This window comes from Dysgonomonas mossii DSM 22836, from assembly GCF_000213575.1.
GTDB lineage: Bacteria > Bacteroidota > Bacteroidia > Bacteroidales > Dysgonomonadaceae > Dysgonomonas > Dysgonomonas mossii.
Window position 1 is genome coordinate 168,903 of the sequence record NZ_GL892008.1, and the last position, 24,090, is coordinate 192,992.

General features: G+C 39.0%; 14 protein-coding genes. 2 read left to right on the forward strand and 12 right to left on the reverse strand.

Annotated elements, in window-relative coordinates:
• Nucleotides 1-3: 3 nt before the first annotated feature.
• The 5 genes from HMPREF9456_RS12480 to HMPREF9456_RS12500 form a co-directional block, all read right to left on the reverse strand.
• Nucleotides 4-1,074, reverse strand: a complete 1,071-nt coding sequence (locus HMPREF9456_RS12480; protein ID WP_006843897.1) for a DUF4434 domain-containing protein — start codon at nucleotides 1,072-1,074, stop codon at nucleotides 4-6.
• Between the two features lie 14 nt (nucleotides 1,075-1,088).
• Nucleotides 1,089-1,988: a ribokinase gene (rbsK, locus tag HMPREF9456_RS12485; RefSeq protein WP_006843898.1), complete on the reverse strand. Its 900-nt coding sequence runs from the start codon at nucleotides 1,986-1,988 to the stop codon at nucleotides 1,089-1,091.
• 14 nt (nucleotides 1,989-2,002) lie between these two features.
• Nucleotides 2,003-3,178, reverse strand: a complete 1,176-nt coding sequence (locus HMPREF9456_RS12490; RefSeq protein WP_026177113.1) for a n-acyl-d-glucosamine 2-epimerase — start codon at nucleotides 3,176-3,178, stop codon at nucleotides 2,003-2,005.
• A 94-nt stretch (nucleotides 3,179-3,272) separates the two neighbouring features.
• Entirely contained in the window at nucleotides 3,273-4,712 is a 1,440-nt protein-coding gene (locus tag HMPREF9456_RS12495; RefSeq protein WP_026177112.1) for a calcineurin-like phosphoesterase C-terminal domain-containing protein, read from the reverse strand.
• A gap of 513 nt (nucleotides 4,713-5,225) precedes the next feature.
• A complete protein-coding gene (locus tag HMPREF9456_RS12500) occupies nucleotides 5,226-6,437 on the reverse strand; it encodes an ROK family transcriptional regulator (RefSeq protein ID WP_006843901.1) in 1,212 nt (403 codons plus the stop codon).
• A 455-nt stretch (nucleotides 6,438-6,892) separates the two neighbouring features.
• Here HMPREF9456_RS12500 and HMPREF9456_RS12505 point away from each other — a divergent pair, with 455 nt between their 5' ends.
• Together HMPREF9456_RS12505 and HMPREF9456_RS12510 are read left to right on the forward strand one after the other, a co-directional pair.
• Nucleotides 6,893-7,996 carry a DUF4434 domain-containing protein gene (locus HMPREF9456_RS12505; protein ID WP_006843903.1) on the forward strand — a complete coding sequence of 368 codons (1,104 nt, stop codon included), beginning with the start codon at nucleotides 6,893-6,895 and terminating at the stop codon, nucleotides 7,994-7,996.
• A 17-nt stretch (nucleotides 7,997-8,013) separates the two neighbouring features.
• Entirely contained in the window at nucleotides 8,014-9,414 is a 1,401-nt protein-coding gene (locus HMPREF9456_RS12510) for a sugar porter family MFS transporter (protein WP_006843904.1), read from the forward strand.
• A gap of 125 nt (nucleotides 9,415-9,539) precedes the next feature.
• Here HMPREF9456_RS12510 and HMPREF9456_RS12515 read toward each other — a convergent pair whose 3' ends face one another.
• The 7 genes from HMPREF9456_RS12515 to HMPREF9456_RS12545 form a co-directional block, all read right to left on the reverse strand.
• Nucleotides 9,540-11,291 (reverse strand): family 43 glycosylhydrolase, encoded by a 1,752-nt coding sequence (locus HMPREF9456_RS12515; RefSeq protein WP_006843905.1) that lies wholly within the window; start codon nucleotides 11,289-11,291, stop codon nucleotides 9,540-9,542.
• 16 nt (nucleotides 11,292-11,307) lie between these two features.
• Nucleotides 11,308-12,654: a glucoamylase family protein gene (locus HMPREF9456_RS12520; RefSeq protein ID WP_006843906.1), complete on the reverse strand. Its 1,347-nt coding sequence runs from the start codon at nucleotides 12,652-12,654 to the stop codon at nucleotides 11,308-11,310.
• An 8-nt stretch (nucleotides 12,655-12,662) separates the two neighbouring features.
• A complete protein-coding gene (gene bglX / locus HMPREF9456_RS12525; protein WP_006843907.1) occupies nucleotides 12,663-14,945 on the reverse strand; it encodes a beta-glucosidase BglX in 2,283 nt (760 codons plus the stop codon).
• Nucleotides 14,946-14,949: 4 nt separating this feature from the next.
• Entirely contained in the window at nucleotides 14,950-17,187 is a 2,238-nt protein-coding gene (bglX, locus tag HMPREF9456_RS12530; RefSeq protein ID WP_006843908.1) for a beta-glucosidase BglX, read from the reverse strand.
• A 7-nt stretch (nucleotides 17,188-17,194) separates the two neighbouring features.
• Nucleotides 17,195-19,363: a glucoamylase family protein gene (locus HMPREF9456_RS12535; protein WP_006843909.1), complete on the reverse strand. Its 2,169-nt coding sequence runs from the start codon at nucleotides 19,361-19,363 to the stop codon at nucleotides 17,195-17,197.
• Between the two features lie 110 nt (nucleotides 19,364-19,473).
• Nucleotides 19,474-20,934, reverse strand: coding sequence for a RagB/SusD family nutrient uptake outer membrane protein (locus HMPREF9456_RS12540; protein WP_006843910.1), 1,461 nt, complete (start codon nucleotides 20,932-20,934; stop codon nucleotides 19,474-19,476).
• A gap of 24 nt (nucleotides 20,935-20,958) precedes the next feature.
• On the reverse strand, nucleotides 20,959-24,021 hold the full coding sequence (locus HMPREF9456_RS12545) for a SusC/RagA family TonB-linked outer membrane protein (RefSeq protein WP_006843911.1): 3,063 nt from the start codon (nucleotides 24,019-24,021) through the stop codon (nucleotides 20,959-20,961).
• Nucleotides 24,022-24,090: the final 69 nt, after the last annotated feature.

The following is a 24,090-nucleotide window of genomic DNA, read 5'->3' on the forward strand; positions in this document are numbered from 1 at the left end:
ATTTCACCGTTTGAAGTTTTGCTTTTTATACCAGCTCATATACTGGTTATACAATCTTACTGTTTCGTCGCGCAAACCGGCATGAGCCAGAGAGCCCGGCTTGTTCATTATACCCAGATACTGATAAACCAGAATTTTCTCTACAAAAGGAGAAATAGCCTCCATTTGGTGAATAATCCGGGTTTCGAAATCGGCAGCAATTAAACTTCCATGGGTTGTTTGCTCAAAGTAAAAGAGTTCCATGTCTGCCCATATTTTTGAGCGTCCTGCTTTTTGATGAGCTTTACTTAAATTTTCGAAGAAACGTGCAGAGTCACTTAACTTTGTAGCACCTACCCCTACACCATCCTGATAGGCTACTATTTCTATATCAAGGTCTTCAAGTTGCTTAACAAAGGTGTCGTCACATTTCTGAGCTTTAATGTTATAAGGAGCAATTAGATTAACACAATTGGCATTCATCGACTTTGCAATCAGGGCACATTCGTTCACATAAGGAATAACATATTCTCCGAAATATGGTTCCAGCCACGATTCGTTAGGGAAATACCAGCCATAGAAACTCTTATGGTGACCATATTTAGCAAATATTTCTTCCATACATTTAGCTCGCTTTTTGCCCAGTTCTTTATCTGTCATCATCTTGAGAGCATCAAGATCGATAGACCAGAAATCGTTGCTGACAAAAAACTTAACGCCAAACTCATCGGCGGCAGCCAAAACCGTTTCGATAGGATCATCACAGCCCATTTTAAACTTCGGTGCTAACTCGCTATCATAAAAAGCCAGCCCATGAGCAGCAACATTCATCATAACGAGATATTCCATGCCGGTTTCACTAATCTCACGGATTTTCTCACGCCACTGAAGAGCCGTAAAGTTCCTTAAATCGTTATCCCAGTATACACCTTCCTTTCCTCCGGGATGCTGAAATTCGAACCAAGAACCGGCTATCGGTTTGATCTGTGATATACCGGCAGATTCTATAGAAGTTCTTCCTAAGCTTATATTAGGAAGCAACATTCCGGCGGCTCCTGCACCTAAAGTTGTTAAGAAATTGCGTCGATCCATCATGTTGATATCTATAGTTATACTAATTCGCTTCGGTGAGGAATAGACGACTGTGCGCCCATTCTCGTTACAGCTATTGAAGAGGCTTGCGAAGCCATCTTTACAGCTTGTTTAAGTGGCATATTTTCTGCTATGCCTACACACAATGCTCCATTGAAGGTATCTCCGGCAGCCGTGGTATCTACAGCTTTCACTTCGAAAGAGTCTACACTGTAAGAGTTATTACCTTCTCTTACGAAACATCCTTTTGAACCTAAGGTTATAATTACATTTTTCACCCCCTTCTTGCTTAGTTTTTCTGCAGCCAGAGCAATATCCGAATCATTATTAATTTTTATACCTGTGAGCATTTCTGCTTCGATCCGATTGGGTGTAATCATATACAAGTAATTAAATAAAGACTCGGGTAAGTGCTGAGCGGGAGCAGGATTAAGTATGACTTTCATCCCTTTTTCAAAAGCTTTTTTTGCTGCATACTCTACTGTGGCGATAGGACTTTCTAATTGCATAAGAAGAATATCTCCTTCACTCATTTCACCTTCGATCTTGTCGATATCTGATTTGTCTAATAGTAAGTTGGCTCCGGAAGCAACAACAATCGTGTTTTCGGCTTTTTCGTCCACATTTATTAAGGCAACACCCGAAGGATGCATCTTATCTCGAGTAATATATTCTGTACAAATTCCCTCTTTTGCCAAGACCTCTATCGTTTGATCTCCAAAAAGGTCATTACCCAATCGGGCTACGAATATAAGATTACCTCCCATCCTTTTTACTGCAACAGCTTGATTAGCCCCCTTGCCTCCTTGAGTCATTAGGAAATTTCCGCCGAGTACGGTTTCCCCTGGGCCGGGAAGATGGGAGGATTTTACCACCATATCTGTGTTAGAACTGCCAACGACTATTATCTTTTTCATTATGCTACTAATGTTTATTTTTGATTCAGAATACTTTCTAAAACGGTCCAACATTGGTACAAGCCGCGTGGAACATGAAAACATCCTTTCCATTTACCTCCCTTCAGCGGAAGCAATACTTCTCCTTGCCTGTTGAGGTATCCAAACCACTCGGGATGTTCGTGATCTTTAAAGTGTTCCCATGTATAAGCATGCACTTTTTCAAACCATTCGAGACATTTAATATCTCCGGTCAGTTGATATCCTTTAAGTAAGGAAATAAGAGATTCGATATGTACCCACCAGAGTTTCTGATCCCATTCTAACTGTTGAGGCGGATAACCCAAACGATCCATATAATAAAAAACACCTCCATATTTTTTATCCCAACCATATTCGAGCATTGTCAGAGTTGTATTCTTCGCTTTCTCTATTAGTTCGGGTCTATTCAATCGCTTACCCAAGTCCATTATAAACCACATTGCCTCTATAGCATGCCCGGGGTTCATCAATCTACCTTCGAAGGAATCGGATAAATCTCCGTTATCCAGCACGTTCTCTACAATGATTCCACCGAGTTCAGGACGATAGAACACATCCATCACTTCGTGGATACAACTATCTATTACTTTATTGAGATATTCTTCGGTGAGTAGATGCTCGATCTCCAAAGCCAGATTACACAGAATCATTGGTAGCGCAAAGTTTTTGAGGTTACGAGTACCGGGATAAAGCTTGTTCCATTTACCTTTCGGATTGTCCACTTTGGAAAGAATTACCTCAAATGTTTTGCGGGCTATATCTGCATATTCTTCATTGCCTGTAGCAAGGTTGAGCTGACCAAAAGCCATTGTGGCAAAGGTATACGAGAATATATTATAAGGTTCAACCAAAGGGTTGCCTTCACGATCGAGAGAGAAATACCAATTGAAATTTCCGTCATGACCATATTTTTTAAGAAATTCGCCCCCTTGGATAGCGCATTCCAACCACTCTTCGCGTTTTTCCACTTTGTTGTAAAGCATTGAGAACATCCAAACTTCACGGCCTTGCAACCAAATAAATTTGTCAGTATCAAAGACATTACCTTCGCGGTCAAGACATGTAAAATATCCACCAAACTCTTTGTCTTGAGAGTGTTTTATCCAAAAGGGAAGAACATTTTCTAACAATTCTTCTTTATAAAGATCTGCTAATTCCTTAAAATTCATAATTTTATACATATTTATATCTTCAACATCAATGTTATAGGCAACTAGTTTATTTGAGCTTTTCATATTTTAGCTGTTATAATTAGATTATCTGTTAGTGTTTGTCAGTAGAAACTTTTTGTTTATATATATTTCCAAAACGGTCTGTTACCTTTATTTCAATCATTGCATTCTTATCTATAGGAGTTGCCCTAAACAAATGATCCGTTTTGATCGGTGTTATCCAATCATATTCTACCCGTTCTCTATCCGAGCAAATAATTTTAGCTTCAGGATCATATCCTTCGAAGTGGTTCATTGTTCCCATATATTTACCATTTTCGTACCACTCTACTTTCCACAGCTCATCCCAATTCCAAACATTTGCAATAATATCTTCAGGATAATCTTCAGAAGAAGCAATTGGATATCCTTTAAACTGATATGTATCAAGGTATCCCATACTCTTATATTTCCATATAACTTTATTCCCTTCTACTTCATAGACGCCACAACCGCTAGGGGTTCCGTCTGTACATATATCTGCTTTCCAGAAAGTCCCGCATACAGCAGCAGTGTTATGTTCCATTAGTCTGTTATTGAACACAACATTACCATTGTAGTGAGTATGTCCTGAAAATATATGAGCATCATAACCTTCTAAGAGATCATAAAGGCTGGAAGCATTACTGGTTTCATCGGGCAATAAGGCATTGAATTTTATATCTTTTGTTGAGCTGGAAGGAATATGCATAGCCACAAATACGAGATGATCTTTGGGAACATAGGATAAGTCTTTCTCTATCCATTGCAAGGTGCGTTCGTCTATATATCCTATATAACGGTAATGCCTATTAATGTAAAAACAGTTGTTGAGAACGATGTAATGTGCCTTTCCTCTATTGAAAGAATAATATATCGGGCCAAAGAAATTTTCAAAAGTTTTGTATGAATGCTCATGAGAGCGTACACCATATTCCATATCATGGTTACCAACACTCCTATAAAATGGAAGCCCTAAAGCATCCGAAGCCTGAATATATGAAGGGTATAATGATGGAGTATTACCTACTATATCTCCACAGTCTAAAACAAAAACGTCACTGTTTTTCTTTTTCTGATCAATATATTGACGAAGATCTTTTAAGTATTGTACATATCCTTCTATGTCCTTTTCTTTAGACACCTGAACATCTGCCTGAACGATGAAAGTATGTTTATTGTCGTTCCGGGAATTCTTTATCAGATCAAAATCATAGGCTTTATCAGAACTTTCTATATTCTGAAAAAAGCAAGGAATGCTTCCTTTCGTTTGTGGCAAATAGCCGGATGGAGTTGATATATATACAAACTTAACATTGGCATTTTGCGGTAAGGAATAATTACCGTCTATATCAGTAAGGGTAAAGTCGTAGCCATTAGATACAACTACATTTGCGAGTTTTTCTCCCTGACATTTTATTTGCCCCTTTATTATATCTTGCGATTGCAAGGTCAGATTAAACCCGAGCAAATATAAAATACCAATAAATGATTGTTTGAGTAGAAATTTCATCATGTTCCTTTTTAAATACTTTCTTCAATACCTATTTATAAAATATTAATTTCAATATCTATAGAAGCTTCTCTGTTTACTATATCTGAGTGTATGTTTTTACTATTATATCTATATTATAATAAAAGAAGGGATTTGTTTACAATATAGACTCTTCAGTTAACCATATTTTATTAATACAACGAGACAAATATACATATATTTATTAAATACACAATATATAATTAAATATTTTATTATTAAGTTTGTTTTAAGATTTAGAATTTAGGAAGCAAATTACCCTTTCAGAAATATTTTCATCGCTCCAATATCAAGCTCTATATATAATTGGAGTCAAAAAAAGATAAGATAAAAATGTAAGCCCAAGCGACCTCTTTTGTTTAAAGAGAATAAATACAAAAACCGAAAAGCTTTTAAATCACAGAAGTGTATTTAAAAGCTTTTCGGTTTCTTTTTACTTGATAGAGTATCTCTACTTCAGCAAGATATAGAATATTTTGACTACAATATCAATCAATATATCTCAAACAACCTTGTACGTGCCAACAGACATGCCCCTACAACGCCGGCTTTATCTTTCAGCTTCGAGATACTAATCGTTGAATCTTTATTTACAAGGTTTAGAGAATATTTTCGTATCGCAGTTTTGATAGGTTGCATAATATAATCCTCGGTCATAGATACAGTCCCCCCTATTATAACCATCTCAGGATTAAAGACATTAATCAATCCGGCTATTTGCTCTCCCAATTTTCTCCCTATCTCCTCTACAAGATCTATACAGAGAACATCCTCTTTGTTTACTGCAGCTATAATTTCATCCAGCGTAACATTATCTCCTTTTAATATCTTCTCCGACAGCAAAGAAGAACCTCCTTCTTGAGCGAGTTCGAATAAACGGCGATGCATAGCATGCCCCGAAGCTTCTGTCTCAAGGCATCCTTTTTTACCGCAATGACAGATAATTTCATTGTCATATATTTTCATATGACCAAACTCTCCGGCAAACCCAGATTTCCCTGTATACACCTTACCATCAATGATAATACCGATGGCGAGCCCCCAACTAACATTTACAAAAATGATGTTTTTCTCACTATTTACACAGCCTGCAAGATATTCTCCATAGGTCATGGCTCGCGTATCATTATCTATGGTCACTTTATATCCGTTCAATTTTTCGGATATAATATCCGCCAATGGCCTTTCCTCAAAATAAAATATACTGTAACTATAACCGGATTCAGGGTTAACACGACCAGATATATTCACATTGATATTCAATATCTTATTCTTATCAACAGTCTGCTTATCTATAAAATCAAGAATTATATTACAAAGCCTATTTAAAGCTTCCGGAGTATTTTGCATCTGATACGACACCCCCATCGTCAGATCTATCATATCCCCCTTGAAGTTTATAAGACCTATATTTACAGCAGATTGCTTTATATCAACTCCGATAAAATATCCCGATTCAGGATTAAGCCCATAAAGATTAGGATATCTGCCTCCCGTTGTTTCCAACTTCCCATAGTCATTTATATACCCATCATCGTACATCTCACCTATAAGCTTGGTTACAGTAGGAATACTTAAATCCAGTTCTTTTGACAGCTCAGTTATCGTAGAGCTACCATTCTGAATATAGTAGTTTATTATATTCTTCTTAATCAGAGCACTTTTTGTACCTCTCTCAATCTCCTGAAGCAGCTGTATATTCATATCTTTTTGATAATTATTGTATTTTTCTTGCAAAGAAATATCTAAGCAGAAAACAAATATACTAAAAAAAATTATTAACCATTTATTTCCAACTCTCCCCCTTATGTATTAAATGACTTTTACCTAACTATTACTAATCGGCGTTCTTCAATAAAGCAAATGCCTTTTCCAGACTCATAAATGAGAGATACCCATCAAACAAACATAATAAATATAAAAATAATACACGACACATATAATTAATATTTTTATTAAATACGATTGATATAAAAAATATATTTACTACATTTGTTTTTGAAAAGCTAAGAACACATTTCTTCTCTATTAAAAAAAACCAGAAAAGGATTATTAGACGTGATGATCCTTGAAATCATCTCGAAGTACTTATATTTATTTTATAAACATCAAGTCTTCCCGAATAATAAAATACAATATATTTAACCAAATGTAATATAATGGAAGCAGATAATCGCAGAGATTTTTTGAAAAAGGTTGCACTGGGCGGGGCCTCGGCAATGGCAATTCCGGCAATCACTTCGTGTAGAGGCTCAACCTCAACAGATAGTAAAATATTAGAAGCTGACACTTTTATCCATAGTAACCTGATCGTACCCAAAGAAAATGGTATTCGAATAACTGGAACTTTTTTGGATGAAATATCCCACGATATACCTCATCAAAATTGGGGAGAGAAAGAATGGGATATGGATTTTCGACACATGAAAAACATTGGGATCGACACCGTCATACTGATTCGTTCGGGATACCGCAAGTTTATCACATATCCTTCGAAATATCTATTGAAAAAAGGATGCTACATGCCATCAGTAGATTTGATAGACATGTATTTGCGATTAGCTGACAAATACGGAATGAAATTTTATTTTGGGCTTTACGACTCGGGAGAGTATTGGGACACAGGCGACCTCTCATCCGAAATAGAACATAATAAATATGTAATAGATGAAGTTTGGGAAAGCTATGGAGAAAAATATAAAAGTTTCGGAGGTTGGTATATTAGTGGAGAGATAAGCAGGAAAACAAAAGGGGCTATTGACGCTTTCTCCGCAATGGGAAAACAATGCAAAGATGTATCGAATGGTTTACCAACGTTTATTTCCCCATGGATAGATGGCAAGAAAGCTGTTATGTCCGCATCAGGACAGTTAACCAAAGCCGAATCGGTTTCGGTACAAGAACATGAAAAGGAATGGGGCGAAATATTCGACGGTATAAAAGGCTCTGTTGATGCATGTGCCTTTCAGGACGGACATATCGATTATGATGAACTTGATGCATTCTTTGAGGTGAATAAGAAACTGGCAGACAAATACGGATTGAAATGCTGGACAAATGCAGAAACCTTTGACAGAGATATGCCGATCAAATTTTTACCGATCAAGTTTGATAAACTTAGGATGAAACTCGAAGCTGCCAAGCGTGCCAATTATGACAAAGCCATCACTTTCGAGTTTTCTCATTTTATGAGTCCACAGTCAGCATATCCTCAGGCTGGACATTTATATAACAGGTATAAAGAATATTTTGATATAAAATAATAACAAAAATTAGTTTTATGAATTCTAGTATAAATATAAGGTACATCAGCTTCTTATCTGTTGTTGCAGCATTAGGAGGTTTCCTTTTTGGGTACGACACTGCTGTAATATCAGGAACAATAGCGCAGGTGTCGGCACAATTTTCGTTAGATTCTCTTTCTCAAGGCTGGTATGTTGGCTGTGCACTTGTGGGCTCTATACTCGGAGTAATGAGCGCAGGGGTTCTCAGTGATAATTTTGGTCGTAAAAGAACACTATTAGTAGCAGCTATCCTCTTCACTATATCAGCTTTTGGATGTGCCATCTCATCCGATTTCGATCATTTGGTAATAGCTCGCATTATTGGAGGCATAGGTATCGGTGTGGTATCGATTATTTCTCCGCTTTATATCTCAGAAATCTCAGTTGCCGAATACAGAGGGCGATTAGTCTCACTGTATCAGTTAGCAGTAACTGTAGGATTTTTAGGTGCATATCTGGTAAACTACGGGCTGCTTAATTATTCGGTAAACGGAGCAGAGCAACTCACCAACCCAACATTGTATCATATATTTCATAGCGAAGTGTGGCGAGGTATGCTTGGTATGGCAGCTATACCTGCAATATTATTCTTTATTGTAATTTTCTTCATTCCGGAAAGTCCGAGATGGCTAATATTAAAAAATCAAGAAACAAAGGCTAAGTCTATTTTGGCACACATCTATGGTTCTACAGAGTCGGCAATACATGAAATGAACGAAACAAAAAGAGTAGTAGGCAGTGAAACCAAATCAAATTGGCGATTACTTCTTAAACCCGGTATAATGAAGGCTGTGCTTATAGGTGTAGCGATAGCCATGTTAGGACAGTTTATGGGAGTGAATGCCGTTCTTTATTATGGTCCTTCTATTTTTGAGAGTAGCGGTTTGTCAGGAGATGACTCATTATTTTATCAGGTGATTGTAGGATTAGTAAACATGTTAACAACAATTCTGGCCATATTTATTATCGACAAAGTAGGACGAAAAAAACTGGTTTACTATGGAGTATCGGGCATGATCGTTTCCCTTGTTCTTATTGCGTTTTATTTCATCAAAGGGAATGATTTGGGTATATCAAATATATTCCTATTAATATTCTTCCTTGCATACATCTTTTTCTGCGCAGTATCTATTTGTGCTGTTATTTGGGTGTTATTATCCGAAATGTATCCTATCAAAGTGCGTGGTCTGGCTATGTCAATCGCCGGATTCTCTTTATGGATAGGCACATATCTGATTGGACAATTAACGCCTTGGTTCTTACACAATCTGCGTCCCGAAGGCACATTTATACTTTTTGCGGTGATGTGTGTTCCTTATATTCTGATTGTATGGAAACTAGTGCCTGAAACAACAGGAAAAACATTAGAAGAAATAGAAAAATATTGGGAAAGCTGATAGCTTCGAATAAAATATTCAGAATAGCAATACAATATTCTCATTTCATCTAAAAACAAAACACTCGTAGTGCATAAATCACTACGAGTGTTTTTTAGTTACAACTAAAACTACCAAAAAATCCTTTATAAAGCCTGAGCCCTAGTCCACTCAGATGTGCCATTCTCATTAATTGCCTCTATCGCAAAATAATAAGGCCTTGTTTTATCCATACCCGCATAATAGTATTCATTTACATTATATACCATTACACTGTTATACAGTTTATCAGGCTGTTGTCCGATGTATATATTATAAGCATAAGCTCCGTCTACAGGCTTCCACTTCAGCCATCCATTGCGTTTGTCTGTCATGTCTGAACGTAAGACAATGAAGTCTTCCACTGCTTTGGGCTTATCTCCTTTTCCTAATCCAAAGGCTCTGAATCCTGATATTGCAAATTTACCGGTTGGCATATGTATATTCTCAAGCTTCAGATAACGAGCTTCAACAGGTTTTGCCAACTCCACATAATCGTGAGGCACATCTTTCTGATTTTTACTCTTATCAATCAGCACGCTCCACTTCTTCCCATCCAAAGAATAATAAACCATATACTGATGACATGTTCCTGTTTGCTTACCCATAAGCTCTACATCCTGATCGGCATAATTGATCTGTATGGCATGTACAGTAGAAATTTGCCCCAGATCGGAGATCAGCCATTCTCCTTTGTTCGCTGTCTGAGCACTCCAATATGTTTTCACATTTTCGTCTACTATATTATTTGCATAAAAAGCCCCAAGAGTAGATGATACTTGCACCGGCTTATTATAATTCAACAGCATCCAGCCTGTAAATCGGCTCTGCAAGTGATCTGCTTCACCATTTGGTAAATAGTGAGGATAATCTCCAAATGCAGTATTACAATACATCACATCATCTTTATCGAATCCGGCAGGCCAAATACCAACACGACGCTCAAAGTTATTTTTCACATTGATCACCATTGTAGAAGTATGCCAGTAGTTTTTCCAATTGTCCTGAAATGTAGCTCCATGTCCAGCACCTCTTATAAAACCTCCGGCCTTCATACTTAGCGGGAGAGATACATGCTCAAAGTATCCTAGAGGACTGTCACTGACTGCTACACCGTCTCCATAGTGACTGAATTCAGTACCCGGACCACCCCATTGCAGGTAATATTTTCCATTATGCTTTGTCATCCATGCACCTTCCATAAACGGCTTTAGGAAAGTATTATCCATATGTTCTCCAAACCGATGCCAACCGATCCGCTCATCATCAAGCAGTAAGAGTTCTTTGCGTGTTCCTATGGGCTGAAAATTGCTGCGATTGAGCTCTATGCCATACAATGGATATACATTACTACTGCCATTATACATATAAAGACGCTCGTCATCGTCAACAAAGAAAGCCGGATCCCAGCCCCCGATATCGAATCGTTCTACGGCTTTACTCCACTCATTCCCCTTGGGGTTGGTACTCACCCAAATAGGAAAAAGACGAGAATAAGTAGAACCGAATACACAGAGCGAGTCGCCTTGTACCCATGCTGCAGGAGCACAAAGATCGTCCCACTTGTTTGGCGTATTGTCAATAGCCTCTTGAGTAAGGAAATGACGTGATACAAAATGCCAGTCAGACATATCGCTACTCCACCAATACCCTGTCTGATTGGTAGAAAACAGATAGTAATCTCCTTTATAATTCACAATTGCAGGATCTGCCGTGGCACGATGCTTTCCCCAAGTCAGAAAGTTGGGAATAGGACCATATCCATAATCAATATTGATAGGATTACAATATGTTTTTTGCTGCGCCGACAGCCAGAAAGTCGCTGTAATAAATAACAATAATATACTTAATCTTTTCATATCTTAAAATAACACATTACTTCAAATGAGGGGATTCATATCCCAGTTTCTTCAATCCGCTTTGCACATCCGGATGACTCATAAACAGATTCCACAATAATCCTGTTCGGTAATTTTCGAGCATTACCACAGTTGTACCCTGATCTATCGCCAAATACTTCTGAGGGTACCAGTTGTCTGTTTCACTAAAGGCATCATAAAAGCCATAAGCCCCCATCAATTTATCTCCCATGCTATAGAGTTTCCTCATCACCTTCATTGATTCTTCGGGAGTGTATACAATAGAAGATAGTGCAGCAGTAGGCGTAATCACCCCAAGATCTCCTTTTTCGGTTGGCTCATGAGCCGAATATCCTTTTACCGAATAGCTGGCAGTCAGCCCCCAACAGTCATCACCATAACCTTTATATCCTTTTGGGTTTCGAATGCAATACGCTCTGTTTATCAGCGTATAATTTTTCATTTCTTCAAAATAATCTGCATACTTATCCTTTAGTCCTCTTGGGTCTAAGCCTAAGAAAGAATAATGTGCCCAGAACAAAGGCCCTACCTCTGTACCCTGATAACGCATATTCAACTTGTAACCTTCTACCTCATGCGGGCCGATAATCTTTCCATTTTCTCCCCATCCTTCCTCATAAACAGCAGCAGGAACACCATGAGTAGGAGATGAAGCGGCAAGAATAAATGTTATAAGACATTCATTATAACCATGTATAGAGAAATTCATTTCCCAAGAATGCTCAGGACTCCAGTGCCAGTACAATTGGTTTGTACCATTGCGATGCCAGTTCCAGTCTACAGCCTTCCAAAGTTTATCAATACGTGCCGCAAGAGCTTTTTCCTCTTCTGTTCCGTTTATATAATACTGATGCACAGCAAGAAGCCCTTGAAAAAGAAATGATGTTTCCACCAAATCTCCACCATTGTCTTTATCACTGAAGCCTACTACTTTACAGGTTTCTCCATTCCACCAGTGAGGAAACACACCATGAAAAGAGTCTGCTTTTTCGAGAAAACCAACTATTTTATTAAATCTCTCGAGGCCTTGTGCTCTGGTTATATATCCTCGCTCTATGCCGGAGATAATAGCCAGTATCCCAAAACCACTACCACCTGATGTTACCGTATTTTTGTCATATTTGCCATAGTCTCCATCTACATGGAAACGTTCACGAGCCATGCCGCTAGTAGGCTCTGCCCCATCCCAGAAATATTGGAATGTCTTCCGCTGTACCGTATCTATTAATGCTTCATCAGATATTGCAGAAGCTTCCTCTGCTACACTTTTATCTTTATTATTAGCACAGTTTAATAGACAGAGAGCAAGTCCGGAAACAAAAATAGCCTGTATTATTTTCATAAGATTCATTATTTCAACGTAAATCTTGCATTTTTAACATCACGGCTATTGCCCCCGATCATCACATCAAAGTCTCCGGGCTCGAATACAAAGTTAAGATCATAGTCATAGAACTTCAACATTTGGGGTGTTATCTTAAAGTTGACTGTCTTAGACTCTCCCGCTTTGATGAAAACTTTCTCAAAACCTTTCAGTTCTTTTACCGGACGGGTTACACTTCCCACAACATCGCGAATATATAGTTGCACCACTTCCGCTCCGTCTACTTTACTCTTATTCGTTACTGTTACACTTGCAGTCAGTTCCCCATTTGCATCTATCTGTGTCGAACTAAGTTTCACATCACTATAGTCGAAATTACTGTAGCTAAGTCCAAAGCCGAACGGATACAAAGGATCGTTTGATACGTCGAGATAATTGCTGCGGAATTTTTCAAACCATTTACCATCAGCTAATGGGCGACCTGTATTTTTATGATTGTAATACAATGGTATTTGCCCTACATTCTGAGGGAATGTGGTAGTAAGCTTTCCACTCGGATTTACATCTCCGAACAGTACATCACCAATAGCATAGGCTGCTTCAGTTCCGCCAAACCACACATTGAGTATTGCAGGAACATTTTCATTTTCCCATGTAAGAGTCAACGGACGGCCTGTAAACAAGACTAAAACGACAGGTTTTCCTGTTTTTAATAGCTCCTTTAACAAGCGTTGTTGAATATCAGGAATGCCTATTTCGGAACGACTGCTCGACTCGCCGCTATACTCTGATGATTCGCCCAATGTAGCTATAATTACATCCGCATTTTTGGCTATTTGTAATGCTTCATTTCTTAATTCTTCTTCTGTACGGCCATCACGTTGCAAGTCTCTTCCAAAAAGAGTTGCTCTTTGTTCCAGCACCGGATCGGTAGTTAAGTTACTACCCTTTGCATATACTACATTCGCTTTGTTGCCAACTACCGCTTTTAGTCCGTCAACTACTGTTGTCGCTTTATTGAAATCTGCCGCTACACTCCATGTTCCGGGCATATTTTCACGGGTATTTCCTAATGGCCCAACAACGGCAATCGTACCCTTTTTACTCAATGGCAACACATTTTCATTTTTAAGCAAAACAAAGCTTTCTGACGCTATCTTGCGGGCAAGAGCACGATGTTCGGGTGTATATACCTCTTTCTTTACCCTGCTCACATCGCAATATTTATAAGGGTCGGTAAATAATCCTAACTTATATTTTGCTTCAAGGATAAGACGACATGCCCTATTTATATCTGCTTCGGTTATTTTCCCTTCATCTAACGACTTCTTCAAAGTTGTAAGAAAACCTTCTCCAACCATATCCATATCGATACCAGCACGAAGAGCACGAGCCGATACGGTTTGTAAATCGCCGATACCATGATCTACCATTTCGTTGATCCCTGTAAAGTCTGTTACCACAAACCCATTGAATCCCCATTGTTTGCGCAAAACGTCTGTCATCAACCACTTGTTGCCCGTAGCAGGAACCCCATCTACTTCGTTGAAAGATGCCATTACGCTACCTACTCCCGCATCTACTGCTGCCTGATATGGGTAAAAATATTCATTATACATGCGTTGGCGACTCATGTCTACCGTATTATAATCACGTCCCGCTTCTCCTGCTCCATACAGTGCGTAATGCTTTACACACGACATAATCTGATTGTTAGTCGTAAACGTTTTGTCTCCTACCCCCTGATAACCTCTTACCATAGCTTTGGCTATTTGCCCGCCCAAGTAAGGGTCTTCGCCATTGCCTTCAGATACACGCCCCCAGCGAGGATCTCTTGATATATCAACCATCGGGCTGAATGTCCAGCAGATACCATCGGCACTGGCCTCGATCGCTGCGATGCGTGCTGATTTTTCAACAGCATCCATGTCCCACGAGCAAGATAATCCCAATGGAATTGGAAATACCGTTTCGTATCCGTGAATAACATCCATCCCAAAAATAAGAGGAATACCTAAACGACTTTGTTCAACGGCAACACGTTGCACATCTTTTATTTTTTCAACGCCTTTTATATTGAAAAGGCCTCCGACAAGCCCTTTTTTAATCTTGCCTGCAATATCGCTGTTCTTTGCCTGTCCTGTAACAATATCTCCCGAACCCGGCAAGTTGAGCTGACCTATTTTCTCCTCAATAGTCATTTTACTCATCAGATCATCTATAAAGCGATCCATCTTTGTGTTTTGGTTCTGCTGTGCATTAGCGATTAGGGTACACCCAAGCAAAACAGTTGTAATAAGTTTCTTCATGTTTCTATTTTAATGTAAATTCTGTTTTTAATTTCGTATCGGAACTTCCTCCGACAAAAAGATGGAAATCTCCCGGCTCGTAGACATATTCAAGCTGTGAGTTATAGAATCTCAAATCATTCACCGACAAGGTAAAATCTATTACTTTAGACTCTCCGGCTTTTAAGAATACTTTTTTGAATCCTTTCAGTTCTTTCACAGGGCGGGTAACACTTCCTACCAAATCGCGAGTATATAGCTGTACAACTTCCTCTCCGTCATATTCGCCCGAGTTGGTAAGTTTTACGCTTACTTTAAGCGGATTTTCTTTTGTTATCTCTTTTGACGATAACGTTAAGTCTGAATAGGTAAATGTTGTATAGCTCAGTCCATATCCAAATGGATAAAGAGGTTCGTTAGAAACGTCCCAATAACGAGATCCATACGCAAATTGAGGAACATTGGGATCATAAGGACGACCCGTATTTTTATGATTATAAAATAAAGGAATTTGTCCTACATTTTGAGGGAATGTCATTGTTAGTTTCCCAGACGGATTGTATTTTCCTGTCAACACATCAGCAATAGCTGCGCCTCCCATTGTACCGGGAAACCAAGCCTCTAAGATTGCATCCAGATTGTCCTTTTCCCAGTTTATAGTCAACGGCCGTCCATTCATCAAAACAAGAACTACAGGCTTTCCGGTCTTTTTTATCGCTTTGAGTAAATCCACTTGAACACCGGGAAGTGATAAATTTGTGCGGGAATTATTTTCTCCCGACATATTATGAAACTCGCCCATTACCATCACCACAACATCAGAAGCGGAAGCTACTCTAACAGCTTCGGCAAACCCTTTTGTATCTTCACTTTGTATATCGCAGCCTTTAGCATAAGAGATTTTGTCTTTACCGATGGCTTCAACCAAACCATCATACACACTTACGGGAATCGTATCACGATTTCCCATTGCAGACCAACACCCCAATATTTCATACTTATCTTTCACCAAAGGGCCAATCAATGCAACCCGCTTATTTTCTTTCAATGGCAAAGTTTGCTTGTCATTCTTTAAGAGAACCATCGATTTGCGTGCCATGTCCCGAGCCGCTTCTTTATTTGCAGGCGTGAGAATATCGGTTTTCTCTCTGTTGGCGTCACAATATCGATACGGATCTTCAAACAGTCCTAACTTATATTTTATTTTCAGAATTGCCCGAGCCGCCTCGGTCACATCTTTTTCCGAGACTTTTCCTTCCTCTATAAGAGTTTTCAAGTGATTCATATACACACCACCCTGCATATCCATATCTACACCCGCATTCATCGCTATTTCAGCAGAATGCTTCTCATCGTTAGCATATCCGTGCGGTATCATTTCATTGATAGAAGTATAGTCTGTAACTACAAATCCATTGAAATTCCATTTATCACGAAGAATGTCCTTCAGCAAGTATTTATTTCCCGTGGCTGGTATTCCGTTCAAATCATTGAAAGAGGTCATTATCGTACCACATCCGGCATCGAGTGCAGCCTTGAATGGAGGAAGATATGTATTCCACAGTTCATTGAGAGACATATCCACGGTATTGTAATCTCTCCCTGCCATAGTCGCCCCATAAGCTGCATAATGCTTCACACATGCAACTACAGTATTTACAGCCGATAGATTGTCTCCTTGAAACCCTTTCACACGTGCTGCTGCAATTAATGAACCTAAGTAAACATCCTCACCCGCTCCTTCGGCTACACGTCCCCAACGAGGGTCACGAGAGATATCGACCATCGGAGCGTATATCCAGTTTATACCTTCGGCTGTAGCCTCGGAAGCGGCAATTCTTGCCGAACGTTCCATCGCTTCGAGATCCCAACTGCATGATTCGGCAAGGGGAATAGGAAAGATAGTTCGCTGTCCATGAATTACATCATAACCAAAGATGAGAGGTATACCTAAACGGGTTTCTTCTACAGCTATCTTTTGCAGACTACGTGTATAGTCCGCACCCACAGCATTAAAGATACCCCCAACCATTCCTTTCTTGAGGTATTCTTTGTAGTTTGGGTCAACTGTAGGGCCTGTTATAACATCATAACCGCTGGTATATAAAACCGTTTGCCCGATTTTTTCTTCCAGAGTCATTCGTCTAAGCAAGTCATCAACAAATTTATCCACCTCAGCATCCCTCTGATCTTTGTCTTTACCACAGCCTGCAAGTATAAGCAGACAGAGCAAAGCAAAAGATGTAATCCAATTCAATCTCATCTTCAATTTATTTAATAAACACTTCTTTTACCATTCGCTGAACATCGGGGTCTTTCATAAACAGATTCCAAATAAGCCCTGTACGATAATTCTCTATCATCACTGTTACTGGCGCTTGGTTAAGTCCCATATAAATGTTCGCACACCAATTCTCATTCAGATTGAAAGCATCACGGAAACCATACTCACCCCACAGGAAAGAACCATAGTTACGATAGTAATTCTTCAATGCCGCCATCGATTGTTCGGGCAGATAAGGGAATGAAGCCAAAGCTCCTGTAGGTGCCATCGTTCCTACATCCTGATGATCTACCGGCTCGGCAGCACGATAGCCCCAAGGCCCGTCACTTGCGGTAAGCCCCCAATTATCTACTCCATATCCGATATTCTTTTTAGGATTCTCTACACAATAACGGTAGTTTATAAGAGCTATATTCTGAAAGTTTTCGAAGTAATTTCCAGAAACATATTTATCTTTTATCTTGTGCGGATCAAGCCCCAAGTATGAATAGTGAATAAAAAACAATGGTCCTCCATTAGACACTCCCACATCGAGTTTTACTCCGAAATATGTATTTCCGTTCGAGTACATTGCCCCATCACGTGTTTGTCCCCAGTCGGCACGATAATCCTGTGCCAGCTTTTCCTGACTAGCCCATCCCGAATAATACATGTCTTTGCCTATACCGTGAGTTGGAGAAGCTATTGCCAGCAAATAGGTTATCATTGTCTCATTCCAGCCGATAAGATTGTGATTTATTACCCATTCCTGATCGGGAGACCAATGCCAATATAAATATTTACTGTCTTTTGTCTTTTTGAACCAATCCCATTCTATATTTTCCCACAGTTTGGTGATTGTATTCCTGATGTATTTCTCATCATCACTGTTCTTGTCAAAGTATTGACGGGCAGTCAATAACCCTTGAAACAGAAAAGAGGTTTCTACCATATCGGCTCCATTGTCACGCATTCCGAAAAATGGTTCTACTTTACCTGTCGTTCCATCTATAAAATGAGCATAACCTCCATGAAAAGTTTCGGCTTTGTCGAGAAATGCGACTATTTTTTTGAACCGTTCTGTGGCTTCCTCACGAGTAATATATCCTCTCTCTACACCGGTTACAACTGCCATCATCCCAAAACCGGAAGCTCCTGTTGCAATCATATTTCTGCGTCCCGGAATATTTTCAAGGGCTAGCCCTGAATTTGGTTCTGCTCCATCCCAGTAATATCTGAACGAAGCTTCCTGCACCATATCCAAGAGCTGTTCATCGGTCATATAGCGGGTTGTTGCTTCTACTATATTAGATGGTTGTGATTCGGAATAGTCATAATTTACACAAGCAATGCGGTAGCTGAATGTCTTATTCGGTTCGTTTGTGAAATCTGCATAACGCCCTGTATAAGGGTATTGTATGCCTACCTGCTTAAACTCTCTCCCATCTTCGGAGCGATATATTTTGATATATTTTGTATTTTCCAATCCTGATTTATCCCACCACAAGTCTACATGACGCTCATAGGCTTTTGCTTTTATCGCCGGCACTATCACGTCTGAAACAGGCTTTTGGATAGGACTTAATTCTACCTGATCTATATATAAAGTATGCTCTTTTCCATCTTGTGAATTTTGTTTGAAAAGAACTTCTTTTATTTCTTTTGTATTTGTGTAGCTTAAATTTTTAAATTCAGATAGAGGGATGGATACTGACACCCATTCCCCTTGTTTGAATTGAGATATATAGTTGTTAAGGTTGAGAAAAGACGATGTAGCTGTTTCTTTCTTGCTAATACTACCGATGGCAATAAGAGGCAATTCTTCTGCTTCTGTTCCCGATTTGACAAATAATTTAAAGTCCAATGATTTGCCTTCTTTCACAAAGTCCTTTCCTCGCCAATCATGATAAAGAATCGACGCCGACCAGCTACCATTGGGTGCAGATACATAGTTCAATAGCAGTGAGTTTTTTGCTGTAAAATATTCCTTTTCGGATACCGGTAGTTTACTTTCTATATTCTGAATATAGCTAGGAGATGTGTAATCAGCTTTACTGTAATAGTAACGCCCTGTCATCAAACTATTGTCAAAAAAAATGTGATCGTATTCCTGTTCTTGCGCAGGAGCAGATAGACACCTTATAACTAACAGACAGAAGATTATTCTTAATTTCATGATATGGGATTTACGTTGATAATAAAGACTTGTTTATAATATATTCAGTATAAGAAGAGACGAATACTCAGCACCTTTTCAGACACTGAGTATCCTCTCCTGATAGTTTCTTATTTAAGATTTGGATTCAAATCTTTTTGAGCTTGAGGTATCGGATAAAATTCGGACTTACCTTCTGTAAATCCCGGAAGTGTTCCGGCAGCCTTACCTGTACGAACAAGATCGAAGAAACGTTCGCCCCATTCGCAAGCTAATTCAACTCGTCTTTCTTCCAGTATCTGATCCAATGTAACATTGGTCAATGTTGGCATTTTCGCTCTGGTTCTCACCAAGTTGAAAGGAGCATCCCCATTCTCATTTTTACGAACTTTAGCTTCGGCATTCAATAGAAGGATGTCTGCATATCTCATCACACGGATATTATTACCAAATCCATACCCGGTTCTTCCTTCCGGAAGCTGTGTGCTAGGCAGATACACTTTTCCATTAAATACTCTATCGTTTCCATCTGCTGCTGTACTTGGTTTTAGCACATCTCCTTCCTTGGTTGTAGATCCCGCATACAAGAATGTAGTCTCTTTACGTACGGTCTCACCCCTGTCTTGGAATAGTTTTTCTAAAGAAGCACTAGGAACCATAAAGCCCCAGCCTCCTTCAATATTTGTTCCTACAAATCCATTTCTTGGGCCTTGGAATGCAAACCACGCATCAGATTCTATTGCTGTGCTACCAACCAAACCATATTGTAGTTCGAACAAGTTTTCGTTTGATAAGCATCCCGGCTTTTTGAAATAATCATAAAAATCAGGATAGAGCTCAAACTTGTTACTGTTGATAATCTCATTTGTAGCAGATAGTACAGCATCCCAATTATTAATATCAGAGTTTGCTTTTGCCCTCAATGCCAGAGCTGTATATTTAGTGACCTGACCTTTCAGAGGCATTTCGTTCGGACGTAAAGCCGGAAGATTGGCTTCGCAGAAGTCGAGTTCATCATTAATAAACTTGTAGATATCAGCCCGGGGGGTAACATTAAGTGTACCTAATACTTCTTCGTTATTGGTAACAAGCAATGCATCGCCCCAAAATCTGGTTATCTGAAAATAAGCAAAAGCTCTGATAAAACGTACCTCTGCCTGATATTGAATATTCAATTTTTTGTCTGCATCAGTTGTTGTATATTCGTTATATCTGCTCAAGTCTACCAAAGCAGAGTTACAACTCAACACTAAATTGTATAAGCCTGTCCATGATGAGTTTAATGCCCAATATCCACCAAGTTGATTGTATTCGAATGATTTCGCATAGTTTAACTCTCCCTGATCGGAAGGTGAAGAACCTTTATTTATATCATCACCTCTTACGCTCAGTAGCCCAAGTCTTCCCCAGAAGCTAAGTCCACTTCCACCACGCATACGTGCATAGATACCGATAAGCGGCTGGTTCATATTTTCGGTCAGAGTATAATCAAGCCCCTCCACATCTAATACATTTTCGGGTTCCTTATTTAGCCAGTCGCTACAACTGCTTAATAACAATAATGCTGATATAATGTATATATAAAATTTCATAACTATAATTTCTTATTTCTTTAATTAATATACCAATCTGAAACCAATACTGTAAGTTGAGGTTAGAGGATAAACATTGTTATCTATCCCATCAGCCACATCTGTAGTGAATCCATTATAAGAGAAGAAGTTGAATGGTCTCTCTGCCGTAAAGCTTACTCTCAAACTAGACTTGTTTCCACTCTGAGGGAAAATGTTCTGGAAAGTATATCCCAACTGTATGTTCTGAATAGTAAATGTATTGGCACTTTCAACAAAGAATGAGTTGAAGCGGCTATATGTCCATGTATGTCCCAAAGCTGCGCCTGATACATATTGGTTTGTAGAACCTTCACCTGTCCAACGGTTTTTAACGATATCTTCGTCGAAATTTATATCAGTTTGTTTTTGTCTTAAGAACCGTTTCTGATTCAAGATCTTATGACCAAATTGCCCTTGGAATGCTGTACTAAAGTCAAAAGCTTTGTAAGTGAACCCGATATTACCACCCAAGAAAAACTTAGGCAGTGGGGAACCGAGCAAAGTTCTGTCTTGGTCTGTCAGTTTTCCGTCGCCATCTATATCTTTAAACTTAATGTCTCCCGGAACCGGTTTGCTGGCAATATCCGTTAAAGTTTTATCATTATCAATTTCTGCCTGATTCTGATAAATACCTTCCATTACATATCCATAGTAAGAGTCTACTGTCTGACCAATCTGTCTGATACGACCATAGTCTCCGGATGTAATTATGCGTTCCAAACCATCAAGGTGAGTCACTTTATTTTTTAAAGTTGACATATTCACACCCACATTGTAAGTAAAATCACGTCCGATCTTATCTTCCCAGTTTAGAGATACTTCTACTCCCGAGTTTTGGATCTCACCGTTATTCATTAATAATGAACCTGCTCCTAACTGAAGTGTTTTCAAGAACACGGCATCTTTTGTTGTACGTTTGTAATAATCAAGTTCTCCGGATAAACGGTTATTCAGGATAGTAAAGTCCAAACCAAAATCCAATTCTTCTACTTTCTCCCATTTCAGTGAAGAGAAGAACGAAAGGCTGGATGTACCCGGCATAATCTGTCCGTTGAAATATCCTGTTTCTTGTGTAATAGAAGCAAAACCGTCATTTCGCTGTATCTTATCGTTACCTAGCATACCCCAGCTTCCTCTTAATTTCAGGAAGTCAAATACTTTTTGATTCTTCATAAAGTTTTCTTCCGAAAGCACCCATCCAAGACCTACAGAAGGGAAATATCCCCACTTTTGTTGATACTTAGAGCTACCATCGGCACGGAATGTAGCAGATAATAAATATTTGCCTGCATAGTCATACATCAAACGACCGAAAAACGAAGCACCTCTGTTTTCCTCTGCATTGTCGTACCAAGTATCAGCGTCTGCTCCTTGTTCGACAATAGAACCGTTGTGTAAGTACCAGTACTCGTCTCTTCCATCAGGGATACCTTCAGCCTGCAAGCGCATTCTTTCCCATCTCTCTTTTCTTATAGAATTACCTGCCATCAGAGTCACATTGTGTTTCTCGGCAAAAGTGTCTCTATATGTCAAGATATTATCTATCAACCAATTGTTTGTATATTTCTGAGATTTAGTCAACTGTGTTTTCTTATTTTGTTGACTGGCCGAAACGGTATATATCGGCAAGAATAAACGATTGCGCTGGAAAGACAAATCCTGATTGTAAGAAGTTCGGAATGTCAACTTATTTTCTAAGAAAGATAACTCCATGTAAAGTGCCGGAAGAACTTCTGTCGTCCCCACTTTGTTGTTGTAATAATCAGCGATAGCCACCGGATTCCAAAAGTAGTTTGTTAGCCCTACATCTTGTGCCGATCCATATTTGGTTGGCGATGCAATGCTATTGTTCGGATCATAAGCCGGATATATAGAAGGGGATGTATACGCATTACCAAAAGCACTGTTATTAGCAAGCTTTTGATCACTGTTTACAACAATAAAGCTACCTCCTACTTTCAACCAGTTGGTGATACCTATATCTACTTTAGAACGGATATTTAATCTCTCATAACCATTGTCGCTATCCAATATACCTTTCTGATTCAAGTAGCTGATACCGATTGAATACGTTGTTTTTTCTCCACCTCCGTTAACATTTATAGCATGGCTATGCATTGGTGCTACTCTCAATATTTCGTCATACCAATCGGTATTTACAGCAGGAATACCATTAGCACCACCAAACTTAGCGATAGACTGATCGATAGTATTTGTATTACCGATTTCTTTCATCACAGTGGCATATTGCTGAGAGTTAGCCATCTTTACCAGGTTAGACGCCTTTTGCAAACCAAAGTAACCATCGTAAGTAACCTGAGGTTTTCTGTCTGTCAAGCCTTTTTTAGTTGTCACAATGATAACTCCATTCGCAGCACGTACTCCATAAATAGCAGCAGAAGAAGCGTCTTTGAGCACGCTCATATTTTCGATATCACTGTTATTCAAGAAGTCGATATTATCGAAGAACATACCATCTACAACATACAAAGGGCCGGTTTTAGAATCATCATAGTTTCCGACACCACGGATACGCACTTTAGGCGAACTACCCGGTTGACCGGTGTTAATCACCTGTAGTCCGGGAACTTTACCCTGCATTGCTTGCATCGGCGATGCTGTAAGATGCCTGTTGACATCATCCCCTTTGATAGTCGCAATAGGAGATGTCAAATCTTTCGCTTTTGCACTACCATAACCTATAACCACTGTTTCGGCAAGCATCCGACTGTCGTTTTTCATAACGATATCGATACTTGCTTGTGAGCCAACGGTTACTTCTTGTGTTTGCATTCCCACATACGTAAATACTAAAACATTGCCTGTAGCTGCAGCAAGGGTATATCTACCATCAATATCGGTAATGGTACCATTACTTGTTCCCTTTATTTGTACAGTAACGCCAATCAGCGGTTCATTGGCTTCGTCCTTTATAATTCCTGAAATAGTTTTCGTTTGAGCATAAATATTTCCTGTGGTTGATAGGAAACAAAACAGGAATAATAAATACCGCAAAATCAGTGAATTCAGATTCCCTGAAATAAAGTCTTTTTTGGATTTTTTCATAGTTCAAATTACTTTAATTAACTGTTAACCAATTAATCTAAATAATAAGGCAGGAGTAATGTTTACAAT